19 protein-coding genes are annotated in these 21320 nt (G+C 48.1%); 11 read left to right on the top strand and 8 right to left on the bottom strand.

The genetic code is table 11. From position 1 onward, the window contains the following. Position 1 precedes the first annotated feature (1 nt). Positions 2-706 (bottom strand): DNA-3-methyladenine glycosylase I, encoded by a 705-nt coding sequence (locus FC652_RS04885; protein WP_176297689.1) that lies wholly within the window; start codon positions 704-706, stop codon positions 2-4. A gap of 128 nt (positions 707-834) precedes the next feature. Between FC652_RS04885 and FC652_RS04880 the strand changes: the two genes are divergently transcribed. Further along, positions 835-1008 carry a hypothetical protein gene (locus FC652_RS04880; protein WP_176297688.1) on the top strand — a complete coding sequence of 58 codons (174 nt, stop codon included), beginning with the start codon at positions 835-837 and terminating at the stop codon, positions 1006-1008. Between the two features lie 71 nt (positions 1009-1079). On the opposite strand, the gene FC652_RS04875 is transcribed toward FC652_RS04880, so the two are convergent. The 3 genes from FC652_RS04875 to FC652_RS04865 are packed head-to-tail and all read right to left on the bottom strand — an operon-like array spanning position 1080 to position 6491. Further along, positions 1080-3887, bottom strand: coding sequence for an Hsp70 family protein (locus FC652_RS04875; RefSeq protein ID WP_176297687.1), 2808 nt, complete (start codon positions 3885-3887; stop codon positions 1080-1082). A 58-nt stretch (positions 3888-3945) separates the two neighbouring features. Then, complete coding sequence (locus FC652_RS04870; protein WP_176297686.1) at positions 3946-5859, bottom strand: Hsp70 family protein; 1914 nt, start codon at positions 5857-5859, stop codon at positions 3946-3948. Further along, positions 5859-6491, bottom strand: coding sequence for a DUF2760 domain-containing protein (locus FC652_RS04865; RefSeq protein ID WP_045596488.1), 633 nt, complete (start codon positions 6489-6491; stop codon positions 5859-5861). Before FC652_RS04865 ends, FC652_RS04870 begins: the two co-directional genes overlap by 1 nt. A 281-nt stretch (positions 6492-6772) precedes the next feature. Between FC652_RS04865 and FC652_RS04860 the strand changes: the two genes are divergently transcribed. Together FC652_RS04860 and FC652_RS04855 are read left to right on the top strand one after the other, a co-directional pair. Continuing rightward, positions 6773-8332: a sensor domain-containing diguanylate cyclase gene (locus tag FC652_RS04860; protein ID WP_176297685.1), complete on the top strand. Its 1560-nt coding sequence runs from the start codon at positions 6773-6775 to the stop codon at positions 8330-8332. A gap of 89 nt (positions 8333-8421) precedes the next feature. After that, on the top strand, positions 8422-8952 hold the full coding sequence (locus FC652_RS04855; RefSeq protein WP_130341522.1) for a 3'-5' exonuclease: 531 nt from the start codon (positions 8422-8424) through the stop codon (positions 8950-8952). Between the two features lie 95 nt (positions 8953-9047). On the opposite strand, the gene FC652_RS04850 is transcribed toward FC652_RS04855, so the two are convergent. Next, a complete protein-coding gene (locus tag FC652_RS04850) occupies positions 9048-9494 on the bottom strand; it encodes a TerB family tellurite resistance protein (protein WP_176297684.1) in 447 nt (148 codons plus the stop codon). Between the two features lie 71 nt (positions 9495-9565). Next, on the bottom strand, positions 9566-9925 hold the full coding sequence (locus FC652_RS04845) for a hypothetical protein (protein WP_176297683.1): 360 nt from the start codon (positions 9923-9925) through the stop codon (positions 9566-9568). Positions 9926-10043: 118 nt separating this feature from the next. Here FC652_RS04845 and FC652_RS04840 point away from each other — a divergent pair, with 118 nt between their 5' ends. Beyond that, a complete protein-coding gene (locus FC652_RS04840) occupies positions 10044-11348 on the top strand; it encodes a MipA/OmpV family protein (RefSeq protein ID WP_176297682.1) in 1305 nt (434 codons plus the stop codon). A gap of 63 nt (positions 11349-11411) precedes the next feature. Here the strand turns inward: FC652_RS04840 and FC652_RS04835 are convergent, their stop codons facing one another. Continuing rightward, complete coding sequence (locus tag FC652_RS04835; RefSeq protein WP_176297681.1) at positions 11412-12332, bottom strand: DUF1566 domain-containing protein; 921 nt, start codon at positions 12330-12332, stop codon at positions 11412-11414. 10 nt (positions 12333-12342) lie between these two features. Beyond that, complete coding sequence (locus FC652_RS04830; protein ID WP_176297680.1) at positions 12343-15243, bottom strand: DUF1566 domain-containing protein; 2901 nt, start codon at positions 15241-15243, stop codon at positions 12343-12345. 247 nt (positions 15244-15490) lie between these two features. Here FC652_RS04830 and FC652_RS04825 point away from each other — a divergent pair, with 247 nt between their 5' ends. From FC652_RS04825 to FC652_RS04795, 7 genes are read left to right on the top strand one after another with little or no spacing between them, the layout of a single operon-like run. Beyond that, the gene (locus tag FC652_RS04825; RefSeq protein WP_176297679.1) at positions 15491-15667 is read left to right on the top strand and encodes a Flp family type IVb pilin; all 177 of its coding nucleotides are present in this window, start codon (positions 15491-15493) and stop codon (positions 15665-15667) included. A 2-nt stretch (positions 15668-15669) separates the two neighbouring features. Beyond that, entirely contained in the window at positions 15670-16101 is a 432-nt protein-coding gene (locus FC652_RS04820) for an A24 family peptidase (RefSeq protein WP_176297678.1), read from the top strand. Positions 16102-16116: 15 nt separating this feature from the next. Continuing rightward, a complete protein-coding gene (gene cpaB / locus FC652_RS04815) occupies positions 16117-16956 on the top strand; it encodes a Flp pilus assembly protein CpaB (protein WP_176297677.1) in 840 nt (279 codons plus the stop codon). A 2-nt stretch (positions 16957-16958) separates the two neighbouring features. Further along, a complete protein-coding gene (locus FC652_RS04810) occupies positions 16959-18350 on the top strand; it encodes a type II and III secretion system protein family protein (RefSeq protein ID WP_255199127.1) in 1392 nt (463 codons plus the stop codon). A 17-nt stretch (positions 18351-18367) separates the two neighbouring features. Continuing rightward, entirely contained in the window at positions 18368-18937 is a 570-nt protein-coding gene (locus FC652_RS04805) for a hypothetical protein (RefSeq protein WP_176297676.1), read from the top strand. Then, the gene (locus FC652_RS04800; RefSeq protein WP_369597875.1) at positions 18927-20024 is read left to right on the top strand and encodes a CpaE family protein; all 1098 of its coding nucleotides are present in this window, start codon (positions 18927-18929) and stop codon (positions 20022-20024) included. Before FC652_RS04805 ends, FC652_RS04800 begins: the two co-directional genes overlap by 11 nt. Then, positions 20024-21316: a CpaF family protein gene (locus FC652_RS04795; protein WP_176297675.1), complete on the top strand. Its 1293-nt coding sequence runs from the start codon at positions 20024-20026 to the stop codon at positions 21314-21316. The genes FC652_RS04800 and FC652_RS04795 overlap by 1 nt, the downstream gene beginning before the upstream one ends. The last annotated feature ends 4 nt before the right edge of the window (positions 21317-21320 follow it).

Genomic DNA, 21320 nt, shown 5'->3' with positions numbered 1-21320 from the left:
TTTACTCTTCAATTGCACTTTGTACGCGGTTATCTCCTGTGCTAAAAGCGATAACCTGGCTAATTTCCGTGAGGCTGCGACCACTTTGCTGTTGCCAATGAGTAAAGGCCAGTGTTGCGGCTTCTAACGAACGCTTGGTTTCTTTTCCGCCTTCAATGATTTTATAGCTGCGCAAGTACGCCTCTACATCCCCAGACAAAATAAAGGTATCGACGCCAAGCTGACGCAGGCTGTAAGGGCCGGTGTTACCGCCGAGTCGACTGCCGTGTTTTTTCAAAAACGCCCATAGTCCGGTGATCTCTTCTTTCGGCCAGTTTGCCACCATTTGGCCAAATGAGCCGTGTTGCAACCCCACTTCGTGCATCATTTGCGCATTCGCCTGAATGGATTTGACCTTGGCATGATGGCGAATAATGCGCGTATCTGCCGCTTTCAGATCCCACTGTTCATCAGAAAGCATCAACAACGGCGCCACTTTAAAACCAAAGAAGACTTCTTCGAAGTTTGGCCATTTGTTTCTTACGACTTTCCAAGAAATGCCACTTTGGAAAATCTTCATACTGAAGGCAGATAACCAACGATCATCCGGAATAGCGGCAATTTGCGCTTGGGTGAGCGGTTTGGACAAAAGGGCTTCAAGCTTCGCTTCGCCCCCTTTGCGCTCGGCGGCTCTTTGATAGATGTCGTCAAATTTTTCTAGATTCACAATCTCAATCTCCCTTTCTATGCGCTTTTACCGAGGACTAACAAAGCCAAACGATATGTTGACTAACGAATGACATTTTAAAAGTAAGAGTCAGTAAAGTCTGCGACAAAACATGAGGTTATAAAACGATGAAAAAAACATGGGTTGCGCTAGGTTTATGCGCATTTTTATCTGGCTGCCAATTAACCAGCGTTGAAGGGGAGTACAAAGACGTGGAAGTGAAACTGAAGAACAAGAGTTCCAGCCATGAGGAAAGCCAATCATTTTGTCCTCCGGGACAGGCAAAGAAAGGGCGATGCTAATTGGTTAGTGCTCGATGAAAAACAATCAGCCAGCATGATGCTGGCTGATTAGGAGGTTCGCTAATGACGGTTTACTGAGTCACCAGACGCAACCCGCTTGGGAGAGCATCACCAAACACGCGTTTAGACTCGCTTTCAGAAAGCTCTTTGATCTCTTCGACCAAGCTTACCCACGCTTCCGGTACTCGGCTTTGCTTCAGTTTGGTGAGCACTTGTTGGCGGAAATCTTCAGAGATATCAAAGAGACGATCACCCGTTTTACGACAAATCATCACCGCAGCAAAGGCGATCATCGGTTCTTTCTGCCAGTTCTGATCCAACAGTTTCGGTAACCATTGTTCCGCTTGCTCGCGTGGAATGACACGATGTTGGCTTGCGTAGAGCGGTGTTCGAGAGGCCAAGCGCCCAATCGCCCACCAGTGCGCTTGCTCAAATTGGTTTTGATTCAGAGCTTTGCTTAAAAACCAACTGGTTAACAAGACTTTATCTTCCACTTCCAGATGCTCTAGAGACGCGGCCAGTCGAACCATGGCTTCGTAGCCCATATCTTGCGCGGCTTTTGCCGTTTGTGGGTTTTTCATTGCGCCAGGGTGTAAATACTTGGCAATGTCGGCAAGCAGTGTTTCTTGTTGCTCTTGGCTCAAGCCTCCAGCTATACGACGCCAGAATACCCACCAATCGGTCCAACCTTGATGATTTTGGAACTGGATACCTTGTTGGTAGAGCCCCCAAACTTGCTCGATACGCCAAGAATCGGTTGCATCGCCAAAGCCCGGGCGAAGAGAAAAGCCCGCCAAACGTAGCCAGTTCTTTTCGTGTTGTTCAGAGCGGCGACGACGTTTTCGACCTTGTGCAAAGGCATCAAACAAGTGGCGTAGGGTTGTGAAGTCCCATTCATCCCGCTTGCCAAGTTTGCGTTCAAGCTCTTTGGCTAACAGTTTGATCTCATTGCCATCGCCACTTTTCTTGTTGCCACTATAGAGGCGGGTAATCAGTTCTTTACACTCATTCAATCGTGGGTGAAGTGTGGCGTTTTCTTGTTCTTCCGCTTTTTTGTTGCGAACTTCAAACTCCAGAGCCCAGCGTTTATCTTCTTCTTCGACACTGACGCACTCCATTTTCAGGGTGCCGACTTCGGTCAATTGGCAGGCAAGTTGAACTTCCACACGCTCTTTTTGATTGGCTTCTAATTCTGCGCCTTCCCCCTGCAATGTAACGATATACGGAGGAAGTGGGGTGAAGATATCAGGGTCGATATCCGCCATGACGCCGTTTTGAATCGCCACATGGTGCGACAAAGCATCATGCGTTGACGTGAGCAGATTAAAGCGTACGGGTTCGCCAAGGGTGAGCGAGAAACGTCGTCCAGTGAGACGAATTTCTTGCCCTTCTTCGGTGCCTTTTGCAAGCAAACAGAGCGCTTTACCCATTTTGTTTTTTTCTTGCAGATGCAAAAAGTAAGACCGAGCAGAACCGCCACCGATTTTGAGTTGTGCCCCACGACGGGCTTTGGCAAACGCGACAGCGCCTAATGCCACAGACCAATCTGGATGCGGGTTATCAAGGACGGTGACCGGTGCGCCGCGCCAGCGACCGAGCAACTCGGTCATCCGCGCAGTGACGAGGTCACTGTTAAACACGCCGCCGTTCAACAACAGACCTACCGGAATGGCGGGTTGATCACTTTCTGATTGTCCTAACGCAGCATGAGAGACTTGTTGGTGCTGAGATAAAAACTCGGCCACGTGTTTGCTCACCGCGGGGTCGGCGACATAAGGCAAACCAAATTCGACCACGGCGCTGCGGCGTTTATCCGGCGTTTGAGCAAAATCAGAAAGAGGGAAGAAGCCGTCGAGGGCGATTTGATGAACTTCTTGTTTATTTAACGCGATGCTCTTGGTGCCACCAAGCAGTTTGGAGCCGCTGCCCAGCATGGTGATCTTCACTTCTTCCGGCGCTGTACTCGAGAGGAGTTGCTCTTTGGCTTTGCGAGTTTGCTGAATCAGTTTGGTGAGGCTGGCCGCATTGAGTTTTTTGCTTTGATTAAAACGCTGCTCCGCTAAATGCGCGAGGGCCAAATCCAGGTTATCACCACCGAGCATGAGGTGTTCACCAACCCCGATGCGATCCAAGGCGAGGGCGTCTTGGTTAAATTTTGCTTCAATCAAGCTTAAGTCGGTGGTACCGCCGCCGACATCGCACACCAAAATCAGCGGGATTTCTTTTAATAACTCTGCGGCACTGTGCTGGTGGCGAGCATACCAGTCGTAACAAACCGCTTGAGGCTCTTCGAGCAGAAGCACTTGGCTTAAGCCTGCCAGTTGAGCCGCTTCGAGGGTCAGCTTACGTGCAGTTTCATCAAACGAAGCCGGTACGGTGACCACCACCTCTTGATCTTCGAGCAGATTGCCCGGGTGGCGATGATTCCATGCTTGGCGAATGTGATTAAGGTAACTGGCACTGGCAATAACAGGGGAAACCTTCTCAACATCGCTAACCCCAGCCCACGGCAGTATGTCTGAATGGCGATCAACCGCTTGGTGAGACAGCCAGCTCTTAGCGCTTGAAACCTGACGCCCTTCTACCTTTGCGCCCAGTTCACGCGCCCATTCACCAATGATCACATTAGCAATGTCGCCAGCCACAGTTTGGTTTTCCCACGGCAAGGTGAGATCCGCCGGAGCGATTTGCCCGTTGGCAGGGTGGTAGCGGAAAGAGGGCAGTAGCGGCTTACGAACCACTTCACCGGGGCCAATAAGCTGGTCAGTATCGAAAAGGGAGACGTTGGATTGTTGTAAGTTCTCGGTCAGTTCACAAAACGCAACCACCGTGTTGGTGGTGCCTAAGTCAATGCCGACAAGATAGCGAGGAGATGCCATGACAAACCCTTGATTGATTTAAAAACGGCACCCTTCGGATGCCGTTTGCTTTGTTCGATTATTCTGCCAGAGAGGCATCGTCACGCACGTCAAATTCCACGTGCCATTTTTGACCGTTATCCGCCGCAATCGCTTCTAAATACAGCGTGCCAAGTTCAGTCACGCGTGAGGCCAATGTCACCGGCACCACTTCGCCTTCACGGCGACCCTCTGAAACCGGTAACGTCACTTGAATCTCTGGTAATTCTTCAAGTTCATCTGGGCCCCAATGGTCCAAATGTGTTCCTGCAAGATCGTCACGACGAACCGTTGAGCCAAAGAATTGGAAATTCACTGGCTGGCCGATGATCAAACCAAACTGCTGACTTGGTACATCGACGCTGGTGCCTTCTTCCATGCCAAACGGCGCCACACACAGTGCTTCCATTGGCGGTGCCATACCTGGAATGGCAGGCATTGCGCTCTCGATACCGACGTAATAGCTTGAAGCAATACCACCGCGAATACGCACACCTTGGCCACGACGCACTGCGCCATAGTAAGCCGCGCCGCTCGCCACCGCGAGATCCAAATCGACGCCGGTGAGTCGTTTTGCCATCTCTGCATCAGCGTCAAGCAACCATTCGTTGATGGTCTCTTCTAAGCGTTCTGCTAATAGAGATGATTTCAGCACACCACCATTGAACAAAATCGCAGTCGGTTTGATGAAATCGACAGAAGCTTGTTGAGCGCCAGGCATACCCGGCATTCCGCCAACAAACGGATTGTAATCTTGTGCAGGTGCCGCTTCACTGTTGGCATTCGCTTGCTTTGACAAGAAAGCCGCAATGTGGCGAGTGATGCCTGCATCTTGTGCATAAGGCAGGCCCATCTGGGTCAGTGCACCGCGGTTACGTTGAACTGGGTGTTCTGTGATGGCGACTTTAGGGAAGAAGCCATCGACGAGCATTTGCTGTACTTCTTGCTGCGTCAGTTCGGTTTTCAGCGTAGCGCCGAGCAATTTAGAACCGCGACTTGGCACGACAATCGGTACCGATTGCAGCTCTGCATCATTGAGCAACGCTTCTTTCGCGTCGCGGCAAGCGTGCGTCATGGCTTGTACTTGCCAAGGTTGCAGCTCTTTGCCTTCCTGAGCCAGCTTCATTTTTAAGCTGTAGGCGAGGGCAAGATCCATGTTGTCACCGCCCAGCAGAATGTGTTCACCGACAGCGATACGTTTGAGGGTCAGATTGCCTTCTTCTTCGGTCACTTCCACCAGAGAAAGGTCAGTGGTACCACCGCCGATGTCCACCACCAGCACGATATCACCCACAGTGACTTCATCGCGCCATTTGTCATTGCTGTTGTCGATCCAGTTGTAAAGTGCCGCTTGAGGTTCTTCCAACAAGGTAAGATGCACAAAACCGACATTGCGCGCTGCTTCTGCCGTCAGATCGCGCGCTGCTGGATCAAACGATGCCGGCACTGTGATGGTCACATCTTGCTCTGATAGCGGATGGTTTGGCTGTGCGTGATCCCACGCTTGCTTAAGATGCTCTAAATAAAGCTCGGTTGCGTGCAGTGGTGAGACTTTTTCAATCTCTTCTGGGCTGCCAGCTGGTAGAAACGCATCGCGGCGATTCACGCCACCATGGCAAAGCCAAGATTTCGCACTGGCCACCAAACGCAAAGGCGTTTTGCCACCCAGATTACGTGCGATCGCACCGACAAGGGCTGTCGGTTCTGTCGTCCATGGTAACACGCGTGACGCAGGGTTCATCTCATGCTCATGCGGCTGGTAAAGAAACGAACCAAGCTGGTTGCGAGACTCAACGGTGCCAGGCGCCGTCAATTGTGGAATGGCCATCACTTGTACGCGAGCTTGCTCATCCTGGGTATCCATGAATGACATAACACAGTGCGTGGTACCTAAGTCGATACCAACGCTGAATTTTGCCACTTGCTCGGTTGCGGGTGTCATCATCGTTTCCATTACAGCTCAACCTCAGCGGGTGCGATGATCGAAGCGTCGTAGTTTTCCGCCAGTTTAGGTAGCGTCATTGCAGAAGCTTTCCAACCTTTGTGGATTAAGGTGCCGTTAAATGGCGCGTTACCTGTTACGTTTCCGACTAAACGAATTGCTTGAGGGTTAAAGCCTTCTTCGACCACAATGCGGCTCTCTTCGTCTTCGTTACGGATCGCTTCAAGCGTTACGTACTCTTTAAGGACTTTTTGGCCACCGCTATGAATAACACGCGCTGCTGCGCCCACTTCTTCATCAGAGAATGAGGTGAGATCTTCTTGTAGGAAGTCAATCAAGCGAGCTTCTTGTTGCATGATAGAAAGCAGTTGCATCGCAGAATCGGTGGATGCGGTGGCAAGCTTAGATTGTACTTCCACCACTTTTTCAATCACTTTCTCAACTTCAACAACTTTCTCGACTTCGACAATTTTTTCGACCGGTTTTTCGACTTCAACGATTTTTTCTACAGGCTTCTCAACCACTTTCTCGATCACTTTGGATTTACGAGAAACCGCCACGAGTAGTAATAAAACGCTCGATGCCGCTAGACCTGCGTGAAGCATATCGAACGTTTGAGGAATAAGGTTTAAATCAATGTTCATGCTAATTTTTCTCTATTCGATTGATTTAAAGGTGCGTAGATTGGCTCGCTACACGCAATCTTGTTTAATAAAATTGCGATTTGCACCTAGTATTAGACGTAAAAATGGTGATGAATATTAGCATATTCAAGTTGCTAGGCTGCAATAAATGCGTAATTGAGGCAAAATTCAGGGTTCGATTGCTGAAAAAAACAACATAACCGACTGGCGTACGATTAATAGTCTTGATGTTTATACGGTTATCGTGTTAATTGGTGTTCGATTCGGTGATATGGAATTAAATGGATTTGTTTGTGGGCCAACCTGTTTCTGTTTTCTCTACTCAATGGTTGCGTAGGCATTCTGCCTCGCTGAAAGCGTTTGTCGCGACGTTAGTCGTCACCGCCATTTTTCTGCTTATTTCTGCCAAAATCCAGCAACGTTATACCACGACTATGTTTAACAACCTCGCACAGCGGCAAGCAGAATCTTTACGCGAGTTTGTTCAAAACGATTTGGATTATATAGGCTCGGGTGCCAATTTCTTTTATTCCGTTGCTCCAGAAGATTGGGACCGATTTGAAATTTTTGCTCGCCATACGGTGGCATCCTCCAAGAGTTTGATTGGTTTGCAGTGGATGCAAAAGGTGTATCCCGAACAGCTTGAACAGCATATTGCTCAAGTTAGAGAAACCTTTCCAAATTTCTCGGTCTTTACCGTACCTAAAGATGGACCAAAAACGGAAGGTTATGTTTTTTCTGATGGTCGACCTATCTACATTGCTAGTGATATTTTTCCACGAAATGAGAGAAACATTGAACTGCTGGGCTTTTATTCTGCTCGCTTACGTTTTGAACTGATTCTGGACGATATTTTTAGCACTGGGCAGCCAAACATTTCCGATAAAGTCCGTTTATTACAAGACGGCTACGACCGCACATTAGAAAAAACGGGATTGTTAGTCTATCACCCAGTGTTCGATCAGCGTCGTGAAAGTTTGCTTGGTGTCGTGGTTGGTGTGATTCGCAGTACGGTCTATTTTGAGGAACTGGTGACAAAAACCGCGACTGAGCAAAGTCTTGTCGTGAGAGTGACGGACTTAGGCTTCGATGCTGAAGATGACCCAATCCTGTATCAAAGCCCTAACTGGTTAAACATTGACAGCGCTGTGGTGAGTAAAGTGGTGTCATTGCCAAACCGTGACTGGCAAGTTGAGTTCAAACTAGAAAGAACCCTATCCAAGTGGGATCGCGCGGTGTTGATGGGGATAGTGGTGATCGGTTTGATCATGGCATTTTTGGTGGCACACGTGGTGAATTTGCAAACTCGTGAGAAACAACGTCTCAACTATATGCTCAATGAGAAAACCAAAGAACTGCAGTTTATGGTCGATCACGACTCGTTAACTCAACTGTTGAACCGTAGAGCGTTTCGCCACGACTTAACTCAGATGATTGAAAAACAAGTGCCATTCAGCTTGATTGGCTTTGATGTCGACCATTTTAAACAAATTAATGACCGCTATGGCCATCTCGGTGGGGACGAAGTATTGATTGAAGTCGCGCGCATCATCAGTGCGTTATTGCAACCGGGTGACCGCTTTTACCGTTTTGGTGGTGACGAGTTTGGTATTCTCTCTTCGGTGACACAACCAAACGAGCTGTCGTGTTACCTAGAATCTATTCGATCCGGAATAGAAGCAACGGCCTGCTATTTTCAGGAAACCCAGATCCATTGCACGCTCAGTATTGGAGCTGCTATCCATAGAAATGAAGAGGTGGAAGAGCTGATCCAAAAGATGGATATTCAGCTTTATCGAAGCAAAGATAAAGGACGAAACTGCGCCACAATTGCAGGGTAAATAGACAAACGGTATGGCTTGAGTCGAGTTTCTGTTTTGATTGAGGTACACTTCCGCGCTTTATTGGCTGGGAAACGAAAAGGCGATTTATGAACCATAACCGAATTGTTTGCTTTGATTTAGAAATGTGTTGCTGGAACGAAAATGGTGTTGGGCGCACAGGTGAAATCATTGAAATCGGTTTAGCAGAGATTGATTTGCTCAAAGGTGAAATCGTCAAGCGCGCTCAATACTACGTTAAACCCGAGCACGATGAAGTGTCGCTATTTTGCGCTGAGTTGACTGGTATTACGCCACGTAAGATCGAAAAGCAGGGCAGGCCGTTAGCCGAAGTGATTAAATCGATGATCAAAAATTTCGGTGGCAGCAATAAAATCTATGCTTCTTGGGGGCGTGATGACCGAATCCTTATGCAAGAATGCCAAGAAAAAGGCATAGATGCGCCATTTAATGAGTTCATTAATATTGCGACTTTGTACCGAATTCAACATCGCTTGAAGGAAAAACGTATTGGTCATCGTGCTGCGCAAGAAGCTAAAGGTATTGAGTGGGAAGGGCGCCAGCACTCTGGTTATGTCGATGCTTATAACCTTGCTAAATTGGCATTAACCATGTTCTAACTCGTGGACGGACAATAACCTAGAGTTCGCAATAAAAAACGCGCCTTGGCGCGTTTTTTGGTTTCGTTTCTATGCATCAAAGTACGACTGAAGTATTACTTATCAATCACTTGTAGTTTGGCACGAATGAATTCGCTGTGGTCGATATAGAGCAGTTCTGCTGTTTTGCGAATGACGGCGTCTTCCAATGGGTCAATCTCACCATCTGCGTGGGCGATTTCCCACATGCCTTTAATCAAATCAAAGCGGACTTCTTGAGATAACTCTCTAAGCTGCGAGGTGAAGTCATACAAAGAGGCCGATTCAGTGACACCGGTTTGTGCTTGCGTTAGCAAGGTTTCTACTTGGGCATCGTCTAGCTTGAGTAGGCGTTTGAGTAACTGTCTTTTAACGGCTTGCTCACGCTCATCGATTTGGTAATCGGCACCGGCGACTTCACAAAGTAGGCTCGCAATGGCCAAATTTGGGTTGGTCGCTTTATGCTTACTGAGGTCAGAACCCTCAATAAGCTCCTTAAATAATGAAGTTAATACATTAAACATAGTGTTCACCAGCAAACGAGGTTAACTACAACATGAAGTCATTTGCGTCATTTTACAAGGTGTGACGCAGATTAATATCCATCACGGTCGTCGTTTTCTTCGAGAATCTCGATCACTTCAGAGCTCGAAAGTTCATGGCCCATCAGAAATAAAGCCAACATAGCATCGGCTTTGGTTCTAGTGTCGCTGGCTTCATCAAGAATGTGTTCAAAGCGCTGTCTTATCATGGCAATTTCATGTTCGACAAATCCACGCCCTTCTTCATCGCCTTGGTTTTCTTCTGGGGCATTATCGAATTCAAGAAACAGCAAATTGTCGTCAAGTCGCGTATTCACTAACCTTTCTGGTAGCCATTCTTCTCCCATCACAACATCAGGATCGCAGCCATTTGGTAGGCTATCTAGAAAAGTTTTTAGTTCTGAGGCTTTCACATTAAATTCAAATAAATGACAATATCTACTAATTGTAACGGCTAATTGAAAATGAACATAAGAGCTTTTCTTCTGTTTGATGATTTAATCAGCGTAATTAACTGGAATTTAAGCAAATATGAAATCTAACTGGTTGGCATTAGGCTCAGTCGCCGCATTAAGCGCGCTTTCCCTCCCCACTTTGGCACAAGAGCAAAATTGGGGCATTGCGGCAATGTATCGTACCGCTTCGATTCCGTTCGATACCCTAGATGGTGATCAAACGGTTAGCACCTTTGTTCCTATGATGTTTTTTGACAACCAATACGTGTTTATTCGTGGTATTGAAGGTGGTGCTTATCTGTGGGAATCGGATGAATACCCACTACAGTTCAACGCTTTAACACGCATGCGATTTATAGATATCCCGAAAATAGTGCAAAACGCGGTTGAAGGTGATACTGCCGATTTTGGTGGGCAATTAGCATATCAAGTCAATGATCAATGGCGTTTTGAAGCTGAGCTCATGTTTGACGATGGCTTTCGTTTTCACTCCAACTATCGCTTGGCCGCCAAGTATGACCTCGGTGATTGGGAACTAGAACCTTCGGTTACGTTGCGCTATAAAGACGCTGATTTTAACAGCACGTATTACGCCTTTGCTGATATCACCAAGCAGTACATCGGAGCGGGTGTCGATACCAATATTGCTTTGAAAGGTCGTTACCATGTAGCCTCAAATCTCTATTTGCTCGGCAAGACCAGCATCACACGTTTAGATAATAACGCCTATGATAGCTATGCGATTGAAGACCGCTATGAAGGCGAGTTTTACGTTGGCTTTGGTTTCTTTAATGATAAAACCAAAGAACGAAAGTCTAATCTGAAAAACAAGCCGTATCTGCGTGTGGCACACGGTTGGGGAACACCGTCGAACATTGGTGAAATCTTTAACTTTGAACGCGAAAAAGATCCTTACAACAACCAGTTAACGTCACTGTTCTATGGCCATCCGTTAACGGATGAGTTGTTTGGACTGCCGTTAGATCTCTACTTACATTCGGGCATTGCGCACCACTGGAGTTCAGAAGTGCAAAGTGCAAGCACGGAAACCGTGGTGTCTATCAAAGCGTATTACACCTTTAACTGGCCGACACAATGGCGCTTTGGTGTGGCAGAAGGGATGTCTTATATCGACAACATCACCTATATCGAACAGAGTGAAATGGAACGCAAGGGTTATACTCCAAGTCATCTACTCAATTACCTCGACTTTTCGTTTGATGTGAATGTGGGTGATTTGGTGGGTAAGAACGATTGGAAGAACGTTTGGTTTGGCTATTCCTTGCATCATCGTTCTGCGATCTTTGAAAAAGCCTCTCAATTTGGGCGCATCAAAGGCGGCAGCAACTACAACACGATTTATCTGCAATTCGATTTTTAACTGATTATTTAATCCGTGTTGCAAACATTAGAAAGCAGGGGCACGAATGCCCCTGCTTTTTGATTAGCGATTGTCCTGCGGTATCGCTCTAACCAAACGTACGTAATACTGTGTCCAGTCCGATAGGTTTCCTAATGTATATTGTGTGTACATGTATGAAATGTTTAAGTGATTGTCACTTGCTGTACCTAAATCCGGTACGTTTTTGAACGAGACGCTGTACCCCGCTTGAGTTGAATAATTTTGAGCCAACACAGCATAGTGGGTACGGTAATGCGCGCTAAGCTTCTCGAGTCCCAGCTCCGCATCGCCCCAATGAAACGCATTAGAAAACTTATTGCGGCTTGCTGTGACGGCAACCCACTCTGGGGCGTTTTCTTCGAGCCACGGAACCAGTTCTTTATAAACGTAATCTGACGTCTCGCGTGACCATTCACCACCAAACAGCTTGCGACTGTTTTCCAACCACTCAATGACTTTTTCGTCTACCTCAGGGCTGGATTGACGCTTTTTCTCCAGTGCAACCAGGTTGTCTTGGTGTTGTTGGTAGAGAATATCGAGCTTCTCTTTATACGGAGCGATGGCTTGATATAACTGCTCCAGTGCTTCGGTCGTTTGTGACAGCTTAAAGAACTCAGGATAAGTACCATAACGGCAGCTCTGATCGGTAATGGTAATCAACTCTTGGGTATGAGGCATGCGCCATGTGAGTGCAGCGTCACTCTCCGCTTGATTGAAGGTTTCAACGAGTGCGGCAAGATTCACTCGTTTTTCTAAAATGGCATCACCTGCGCACTGTTCGCCTTGTTGTCCCATTGGACACATCATCCATTGAAGGTTGGTTCTGTTGTCGTTGATCACCCAATAGTTTGTGCCGTGGTAATCAATCGTGGTTTTTTCAAAACGCCCCTCTTCAGGAAGGCATTGCGCGTAGAGTGGAGCGGAGATCGCTGCTGCTAATGAGATGAGAAAAGTCGTTTTCATATGTGCTTCCTTATTCCTGATTCACTGTTAAACCATCACTCACCAACATCACCTGGTGAGGCACCTCTTTGCCTTCCAATTGCGTTCTTACGTTCCAACTGGTTGGGAAAAGTAGATTTGCTAGGGCTTTAACATCAGGGTTTTCTTGCTTCATCCACAGCATGTTGCCGTCAATATTCGGGAAGAAATCGTCATCAAAGTTCAACTGAGGCTTACCTTTCAAAGTCATCACATTGAGCGTTTCTTCGTAGGTTGGCAGCCTCCAATTGGTAATGCCGCAAAGTTTGCTTTCGTTGGCACGTTGAACAAGCTGATTCACCGTACAGTGGCGCGCTTTGTCTTGGCTATAAACCTCACCGTTGATGGCGACACAAAAGCCGTTGTACTGGTCGTCAGTCACCGGCAAGTTATCACCATGCAGATATCGGTTATCGATGCTGTACCAGTGACGAATGCGATCACCTTCCACCATCTCGCTATTTGGCACGGCCCACGTTCGGCCAGTTTTGGTTTCAACGGCGCAGCTGTGAGGGGTTGCAACATACGGAAGATCTTGTCGAGTCAAGCGTTCGCCTTGGGCATCCACTTTGAGGAATGAAAGTGATTGATAGCCATCGGCATTGGAGTTGCGCGCATAACCACTCATTGGGTCACAACTAAAATCCGAATCAAAGAGATGTGGGTTGGTCAGGCCAGCATCACCGATACGAACGTCAAACTGTGCGCTCGGTGCGCCTTTGTGTGCAATCTGGAAGTAGTAACGAGTGAACTTAGTGAGCCCTGTTAACGTCACGATGTGCTCTGCAGATGCGGTTTGATTGGCTGCGTCATTCAAGTTAGCAAATGGTTTGCTATCCCAGTAAAGCGTGTAATCGCTGTTGCCTTGTGGTTCCCATTCCAGGGTTAACCAGTCGTCACCGCGTCCACGAACGGCGATACCACGGATTTGGTCCTGAGCAAACTCTGTGCTGCAAATAGACTCTAAACCGTTGATGGGTTCAGCGGGTAGCCAGCTGGTGTTAGAATCAATCGCTTTGTTGAGATCGGATGCCATCTTGGTATCTGCCGGGAACTGACTCAAGTGGCTAAATGCCTGAGCGCTCCATTTCAACAAAGTGTTGATGGTGGTATCGGTGTCTTCCATATGGTGAGCAACATCTGCGATGTTTTTCAGCAGTTGGATGACTTGAAACGGTTCGGGCAGAATGTTGCTTTTACTGTACATGCGATATTGGGCGTTGTAGTCCAAATCAAGCAGTTGAGCTGCGGTACGGAAAAAATCTGACGCATTGTCGATGGCTGGCAGCTTGTCGTTGCGCGCCGATGACATTTGCATCGCCACAATAGAGCTCATGAGTTGCAGCATATCTGGTGTGTGCTTGGCAAATAGCGTATCGATAGCCGTCTGTTTCACTGGTTTTGCGTATTGGCCACCACCGTGATGCATTAAGCCGCTGCGTTCGGCCAATAGCGCATGGGCGTTATTTTCAAATGAGATTTTTAAACGTGGGAACTCGTCGGCAGTGACGATACCATCTTGGTTCTTATCGATATCTTCTCTCGCCAGTTCACAAAACGCGCCCAAATAGGAACGCATTTCAACGCCCGTGTCTGGATCAAACGCAATCACCGTCAGCAAATCTTGCATATTGTCGGTTGGATGAGTGCTTGGCTTGGTGAGGTCTTCATTCTGATCGTAATAAACGTACACTTCATTGCCTGTCGGCTGACAGGTATCAAAGCCATGAGCGATGTCACTTAGCGTGAGGCTAAACTCAAACTGGTGGTTTGCCCCTTCAATGGCGGTAGAGGGTTTTTCTTCCCCAAGCGGCGTGATAGGCACGAGCAACGGTCGTTTCGGTTTAAGCGGGTTATCGTAGTGGCTGTTTGCTAAAGGATCGTTAGGATAAGAACCAATTTGTAGCGAAATCTGTGGGTTTTTCATTCCCGAAACCGTTTCACCACGAAGCACCAAGGTGCGGGTTGGGTAGGAGTTATCGAGTACTTCGCGCAGTACATTGCTTTGCTTGACCGCATGCATCTCGATCCATTTATCTTCGATACGCTTCTGCCACCCATCAGCCAAAACGATCTCTTGCTCTTGCGCCATCTGCTCATAGGCAGAACTCACCAAATCGAGCCAACGCGTGCCATCAACCAAGGGTGAAGCAATCATTTCGTGTTTTAGTAGGGCATCAATCAGCAACGCTTTCTCCATGTCCAGCGAAGAAAGTGCAACCTGTTTTTCGTTATCAAATGGGTCGAAAATGGTGTGTAACAACGCGGCGAGGGCCATGATTTTCTCACGTCCATGTTCATTCATCAGTTCAAGTGAACTTTGTTCACCGCTGGGATCGAGGGCGACAAACAACGAGTTGGTTTGCGAGAAGGTTAGTGGCAACCATTCGTCATGGGTAATGAATTTGTCGTTGTTTTTATCTGCTGAAAGCAGTGATGACTTAGTGCCAATGGCATTGCGATAAAGCAACACTTCACGAGTTTCTAAAACCGTTTGATCTGCCGTTTGTTCTTGCTCTGCAGCGCGCGCATCGGCCTTTTGTTCACGTGGGGAGATGATGCTGACCGCCTCAATGGCCATCGGGAGATTTTCGCTGAGTGTGTTCGGTTCCACGGCCAATAGATAGCGAGGTTGATGCTCTCCGGCGTGTATTTGTGGTGCCGAGCGCGCGATGATCTTTTCACCGACCAGCAATCTCACTTCTGTTTTTACGGTTTGATCAACCGTAGTTTGTACGGGTTGAGATTCTGTCACAAAGCCCGTTAGTGTTACTTTTGTCGGGGTTGAGGGTGCGGTTGGGCTGGCCGTCGAACCACCACCGTCACCACCACCACACGCAGTCAATAGACCCGCAATTGCTGAGGCAACCAAACTCTTGGCAAATAAGCGCATTTTCACTCCTTATTGAAAAATCTGCTTGATAAATGAGGTAGACATCACGTCATTAGCTGAGTAAATACTCTACTTGTCAGATCAATGATCTAAATTTTGTCAAAATGTCGATTACAAACGCTGTTAAAATGCTATTTCGTAAAATATTCATCGCTTTATTTGTTGCGCATAATAATATAAATGTTATCATTTGCAAATGATATTAATTATCATAACCATTTACATGTTGTTTCAAAAAGGAGTAATGATGCTGAAACAATTCATTAACGATGAAAACGGTGCAACCGCGATTGAGTATGGAATCCTTGCTGCTGGTCTTGCAGCTGGCGTGCTAGCAATTTTTGGTTCTGATGGGGTGTTTATTTCTGCATTGAAAGAGAAATTTATTGGCATCGTAAACAGCCTGAACCCAGCAGGCGAGTAAACGTGAATCCAGAGATTGTCGCCTTCGCTGCTTTGCTGGTATTGCTGATGATGGTAGTGCTTAGTGATGCATTAAAGCGAAAGATATACAACGTTAACATTGCTCTCTTGTTCTTAGTGGCGATCGCTTATCGCGGTATAGAGGGTTCACCTTTTTGGCTCGATGCCACTTTGTATGCACTCATTGTCTGCGTTGCGGGGATGGTGCTTTGGCAATACGGTTGGCTCGGCGCAGGGGACGTAAAGCTCGCGGCAGTCTGCACTTGGATTGTTTTTCCTAACTGGTTTGAACTGATGTTACTCAGTGCGTTTGGGGCAGGAATATTGGCGGTTTGGCAGTTAACTCGTGCCTATTTCTCCATTTCTAACATTCACCAACGGACGATTCCATTGGGTGTTTCGATTGCTGCTTCAACCGTTTACTTTCTTTTATAAATTGGATTTTTCATCATGAGTCGTTGGTACATGGCTGTTTTTGCAGCTTTGTCTATTGCGTTATTTCTCGCAGGGTTTGTTTGGCTAGATACCGCTCAGACCCAGCAATCGTCAAACACCCTGTCGCCCGTTGAGCGAAAAGCGAAAGTGTTGGTCGCCAACCGGGCGTTGGCAATGGGATCATTTATCGAGCGAGAGAGCTTAGAGTGGAAAGAAGTCTCGCTGCAAGAGCGGGAAACCTTGGGTGATGTGTTTCTTCAGCCCGTATTTGAACTCGAACAGATTGCAGGCAGTGTAGCGGTGCAGTTTATCCCAGCCAATACGGTGTTATCCCCCGATATGCTGCTGCGCCCTGAACAATCGGATTTTCTTTCTGCATTGGTGAAACCAGGCATGAGAGCGATTTCGATTGAGCTCGATCCCATGGCGGCTGGGCTCGGTTTACTGCGTCCTGGAAACAAAGTGGATGTGTTGCTGACAAGTCAGTCAGAAATCGATCAAGACGCCAATGGCACGCCAATCTATAACAACATGGCGGTCGAAACGGTACTACAGAATATTCACCTATTGGCGATTGGTAACCAGTACTCGACACATCAGAAACCTGAAAAAGCCAGCAAAAGTTATGATCCAACCTCTGTGACTTTTGAAGTGTCGCTTCAAGATGCAGAAAAGTTGGTATTGGCGAGTAAATTGGGGGAGCTATCTCTGGTGTTGAGAGGTAACCACGATCAAACCGAAGTGGCCAATAAACCGCTCAAATGGGCCAAGGATATTTCGGGTGCGTATGACCTTGAACAACAACCAACCCAGTCGGTGACGGTGATCCGCGGCAACGTGAAGGAAGGGCAGTAATCATGATGCATGTGGCTAAACAATGGTGGCTAATTGTCGCTTTCACGTTGGTCGTGCCTTTTGCGCAGGCCGCCAAAGAGATCACCTTAGAAGTGGGCCAAAGTCGCCTGATTCCGCTATCGAAAGAGATGCGTAGCGTTTACATCGTGGATTCGACCATTGCCGATGTCAAAACGCCCTCTGCACGCAGTGCGTTGGTGTTTGGTGCGCAAGTAGGGAAAACCGACTTGGTCATCGTTGGTAAAGAAGGGGATGCCATTGCGCACTACAGGCTGAATGTGAAAAACAGCGGTTTGAGTCAATTAGAGCGTCACCTAGAACTTTTATACCCTGCATACCACATTAGCCTTCAATCGGTGGGCGATTCGATTGCCGTTGCTGGCACGGTAGCAAGTCCAGAAATGGCGGCGGATATTTTGAGTCTGGTGAACAATTTTGCGCTAGGCCAAGTCGCAGACAAAGACCGTCTGAAAGAAATTACGGCGGAAGTGAGCCGTAAATCCGCTAACCAGCCTGAAGGGCCGGGCGGTCAGTCGGTGCTGCCTTTGGTGATCAATCAGCTGAAAATCACCGCCGCGCCTCAAGTAAACATTTCAATCCGCATGGTGGAAATGGCCAAAAGCACCAGTGAAGAGCTGGGCATCCGCTGGCAATCGGTCAATCCGAACTGGATGTTGGGCGTTTCACCTGGTAACGAATTTGCCGCAGGGCTGGATTTGACCGATCCGGATAACCTGATCAAAGAATCAGCGTTTATGGGCATTATCGATGCATTGGCGTCAAAGAGCTTAGTGAATGTGTTAGCGGAACCGAATCTCACGGCAAAATCGGGTGAAAAAGCCGAGTTTCTGGTGGGGGGAGAATTTCCTTTCCCAAGCATTGATGGCGATTCGGTGGGCGTCGAGTTCAAGAGCTTTGGTGTCGGTCTTTCGGTGACTCCAACCGTGCTCTCGGAAAATCGCATTTCCCTTACCGTGACACCAGTTGTGAGCGCATTAAGTCGTCAAAACTCCATCAAGATCAACGGTGTTGATGTACCTGGCCTGGATAAGCGAACGGCCACCACCACGATCGAGTTGGCTGACGGGCAAAGCTTTGCATTGGCTGGGTTGTTAAGGACATCAGAAGAAAACGCGGTAGATGCTATTCCATTTTTGGGGGAATTGCCGGGTGTTGGTGCACTATTTAGAACCAATAAGAGCAAACAGATTGAACGTGAACTGGTGATCATTGCCACCGCGAGTCTGGTTCAGCCGACGGGTGATCTCGAATCTATACCGACACCACTGGATAACTTCCGCTCGCCAACGCGTTTTGAACGCCTACTCTTTGGTGAGTTAGAGGGAGAGGCAAAAACGCCAAAGTTGATTGGTGATTACGGCTATCGCTACTAACAGGATTTCACGACAACATGATTAACAAACTTCCGCATCTCTGGATGCTTTCAACCGCGATGCTGTTCAACGCGGGGTGTTCTTCAACGCCAAATTTATCCGATCAGCGTGAGCTCACGTTGAGCGCACAAGACGAAATTTTTCCAGCGATACAGCAACTGCTCCTGCCTACTCAACATAGGCTTGAGCAAGGTGAAGTCTCGGTGTTGATCCGCACACAACAGGTTTCTCATAAAAACCTCGCGCTGTGGCAACAGCAACTCAGCGATGCACTTTCATTGCCTGTGGACATGCGTTGGCAGCAAGTGGAGCAAACTGAGGTTGGGGTGAAGATTGATGTGGCACTTATCCCAGACACTTGCCGTTTTGAGCCTGACCTAGCGTTGAGCGAGGCACAATGTCGTCACAAACGCCGTCTACAAATGGCCATGGCCAATCAACAGCATTATCGCCAAGGAGCGCAGTTACTGATTACCGAAAGCAGCTTAGAAGTGGGGGCCGTTGAGCGTCTACGCCAAGGTAACGTGAGAATTGCCGAGGACCCAGCGAAGATCACCGACGGTTCAGGAGGTGAAAGTGGAAATTAAGCGTCAATCGATGATGGTGTTTGCCCAGAAAGGCGAACAACTGAGCGTGATTGAGTCGGTGGTGGATCGCATCGCACAACTTGATTGCCAAATCCACACGCAAAGCTTGAGCGCAGCGGTTAACCATTTAGCGCAGCGTCAATGTGGCGACATTCTGTTTTTGCAAGTGCAACGTAATGAGTTGGAACGCTTGGTTGAACTGGCCAAAGTAACGCCTCCGGGTTGCCAAGTGATTCTCTTCGGTGAGGAAATTTCCTTGTCGGAATATCGCCAACTGATGCAGATGGGCATCGCTGATTATCTTGCATTGCCATTGGATCCGACGGCGCTGCACAAGAGCTTGTTACACCTATTAGGGCTGCATTCGCACAAGGGTTTCCAACAAGGCCAAGTCTATTTGGTGAGTGGTACCAGCGGTGGTGTGGGGACGTCGACCGTCGCGGCTAACTTAGCGGCTGATCTGGCTAAGCATCGTTCGGTCGCTTTAGTCGACTTTAACCTCAACTTTACTCAGCATCCGATTTTGCTGGGCGTGGAATATCAACCGTCACTTCATCGCTTGGTGAAGGAAGTGGAACGGGTTGACTCGGTACTGATTCAGCAATTCGGTCAAAACGTGGGCCACCAGTTGAGCCTGTTTTATACAGAGCAGCAGGAGGAGTTATCTGTGCAACAGCGAATCAATGTCGTCAATAAGTTAAAGCAGCAATTTGCTTATGTGATTTTGGATGTGCCTCATTATCTGATTGACAGCGTTGAGGATCTGATGATGTCGGCGGACAACTTCTTATTGGTGCACGATTTCTCGCTGCAAGCGGGTCGTCGAGCCGATGGCATTTTGTCAAAGCTGAATGGGTATTTGCACCATGTTCACCTCGTTGGTAATCAGAGCCGATCGAAATCGCACAAACCATGGAGTGAGAAACAGTTGTTTGAGGCGTGGTCAATCACACAATTTAGTGAACTGCCATTCGATAGCAAAGCGGTACAAGCCGCGGAACACAACGGCGAACCTTTGGTAAAACGCGGTGGCAAGTTAGCCAAAGCGATTAGCAAACTAAAAACGCGCCTAGCGGGGATCGCCTAATGTTTGGCCACAAAACTCAACTGATACAAGCCTCCCGAGGTAACCCTCTCGAGATGCCAGAAGCCGCGCAAGCGGCTTTTGAAAAACTGATTGAGCCTTCAGAAGCCGTTAAACTGAGCCGCTCTCAACTGCAACAAGAAATTAAGAAAGCCGTCGGACAAATGTCAGCCCAACAGTTGCTGCCATACAACCAAAGCGAGTTGGCGGTGTTGGTGGAACAGTTGTGTGATGACATGCTGGGTGTGGGTCCGATTCAATGTTTGGTCGAGGATCCGTCAGTGAGCGACATTCTCGTCAATGGGCCGGAGCAAATCTACATTGAGCGACAAGGCAAATTGTTGAAAACAGACATCCGTTTTCGCGACAAAAAACACCTGCTCAATGTGGCGCAGCGAATCGTGAATGCGGTTGGCCGTCGCTTAGATGAGTCGACACCCCTGGTGGATGCGCGTTTGGAAGATGGTAGCCGCGTTAATATCATCGCGCCGCCATTGGCGTTAAATGGTGTGTGTATTTCAATTCGTAAGTTCCCAGAACGTCAGTACGATCTCCCCGGTTTGGTTGCTTTTGGCAGCATGAGCGCGGAGATGGCGGAGTGCCTTGCGTTGGCGGCACGTTGTCGTTTTAACATCTTGGTGTCTGGCGGAACGGGGGCGGGTAAAACCACCTTGTTGAACGCCATGAGTACACCCATCAGCGACGATGAACGCATCATTACCATCGAAGATGCGGCTGAACTGTCACTCACTCAACCTCACTGGATCCAGCTCGAAACGCGAACCGCCAGCTCTGAAGGAACTGGGGCGGTAACGGTGCGCGATTTGGTCAAAAACGCCCTACGCATGAGGCCCGATCGCATCATTTTGGGCGAAGTTCGTGGCGCTGAAGCTTTTGACATGCTGCAAGCGATGAACACCGGCCATGACGGTTCCTTATGTACCTTGCACGCCAACTCACCAACCGATGCGATGCTGCGTCTTGAGAATATGTTGATGATGGGTGCAGAACAGATCCCATCAGCGGTTTTACGCCAACAAATCAGTTCAGCGCTGGATTTGGTGGTACAGCTAGAACGCTCTCACGATGGCAAGCGCCGTGTTACCGCGATTTCCGCCGTTGGTGGGTTGGAAGACGGACAGATCGTCATACACCCACTATTTGAATATCGCCTTGATGAAGAAGGGCGTGGTGATTACCACCAAGGTGTTTTACCGCACGATGTAATTGAACGCGCGCGTCACTTTGCGTTGGATAAAGCTTGGACGAGCTTATTTCCCACGGTAGGGAGCTAAGAGA

It is taken from the genome of Vibrio sp. 05-20-BW147 (assembly GCF_013369385.1).
In the GTDB taxonomy this organism is placed as follows: domain Bacteria; phylum Pseudomonadota; class Gammaproteobacteria; order Enterobacterales; family Vibrionaceae; genus Vibrio; species Vibrio floridensis.
This window is presented reverse-complemented; position numbering and strand designations above follow the sequence as displayed.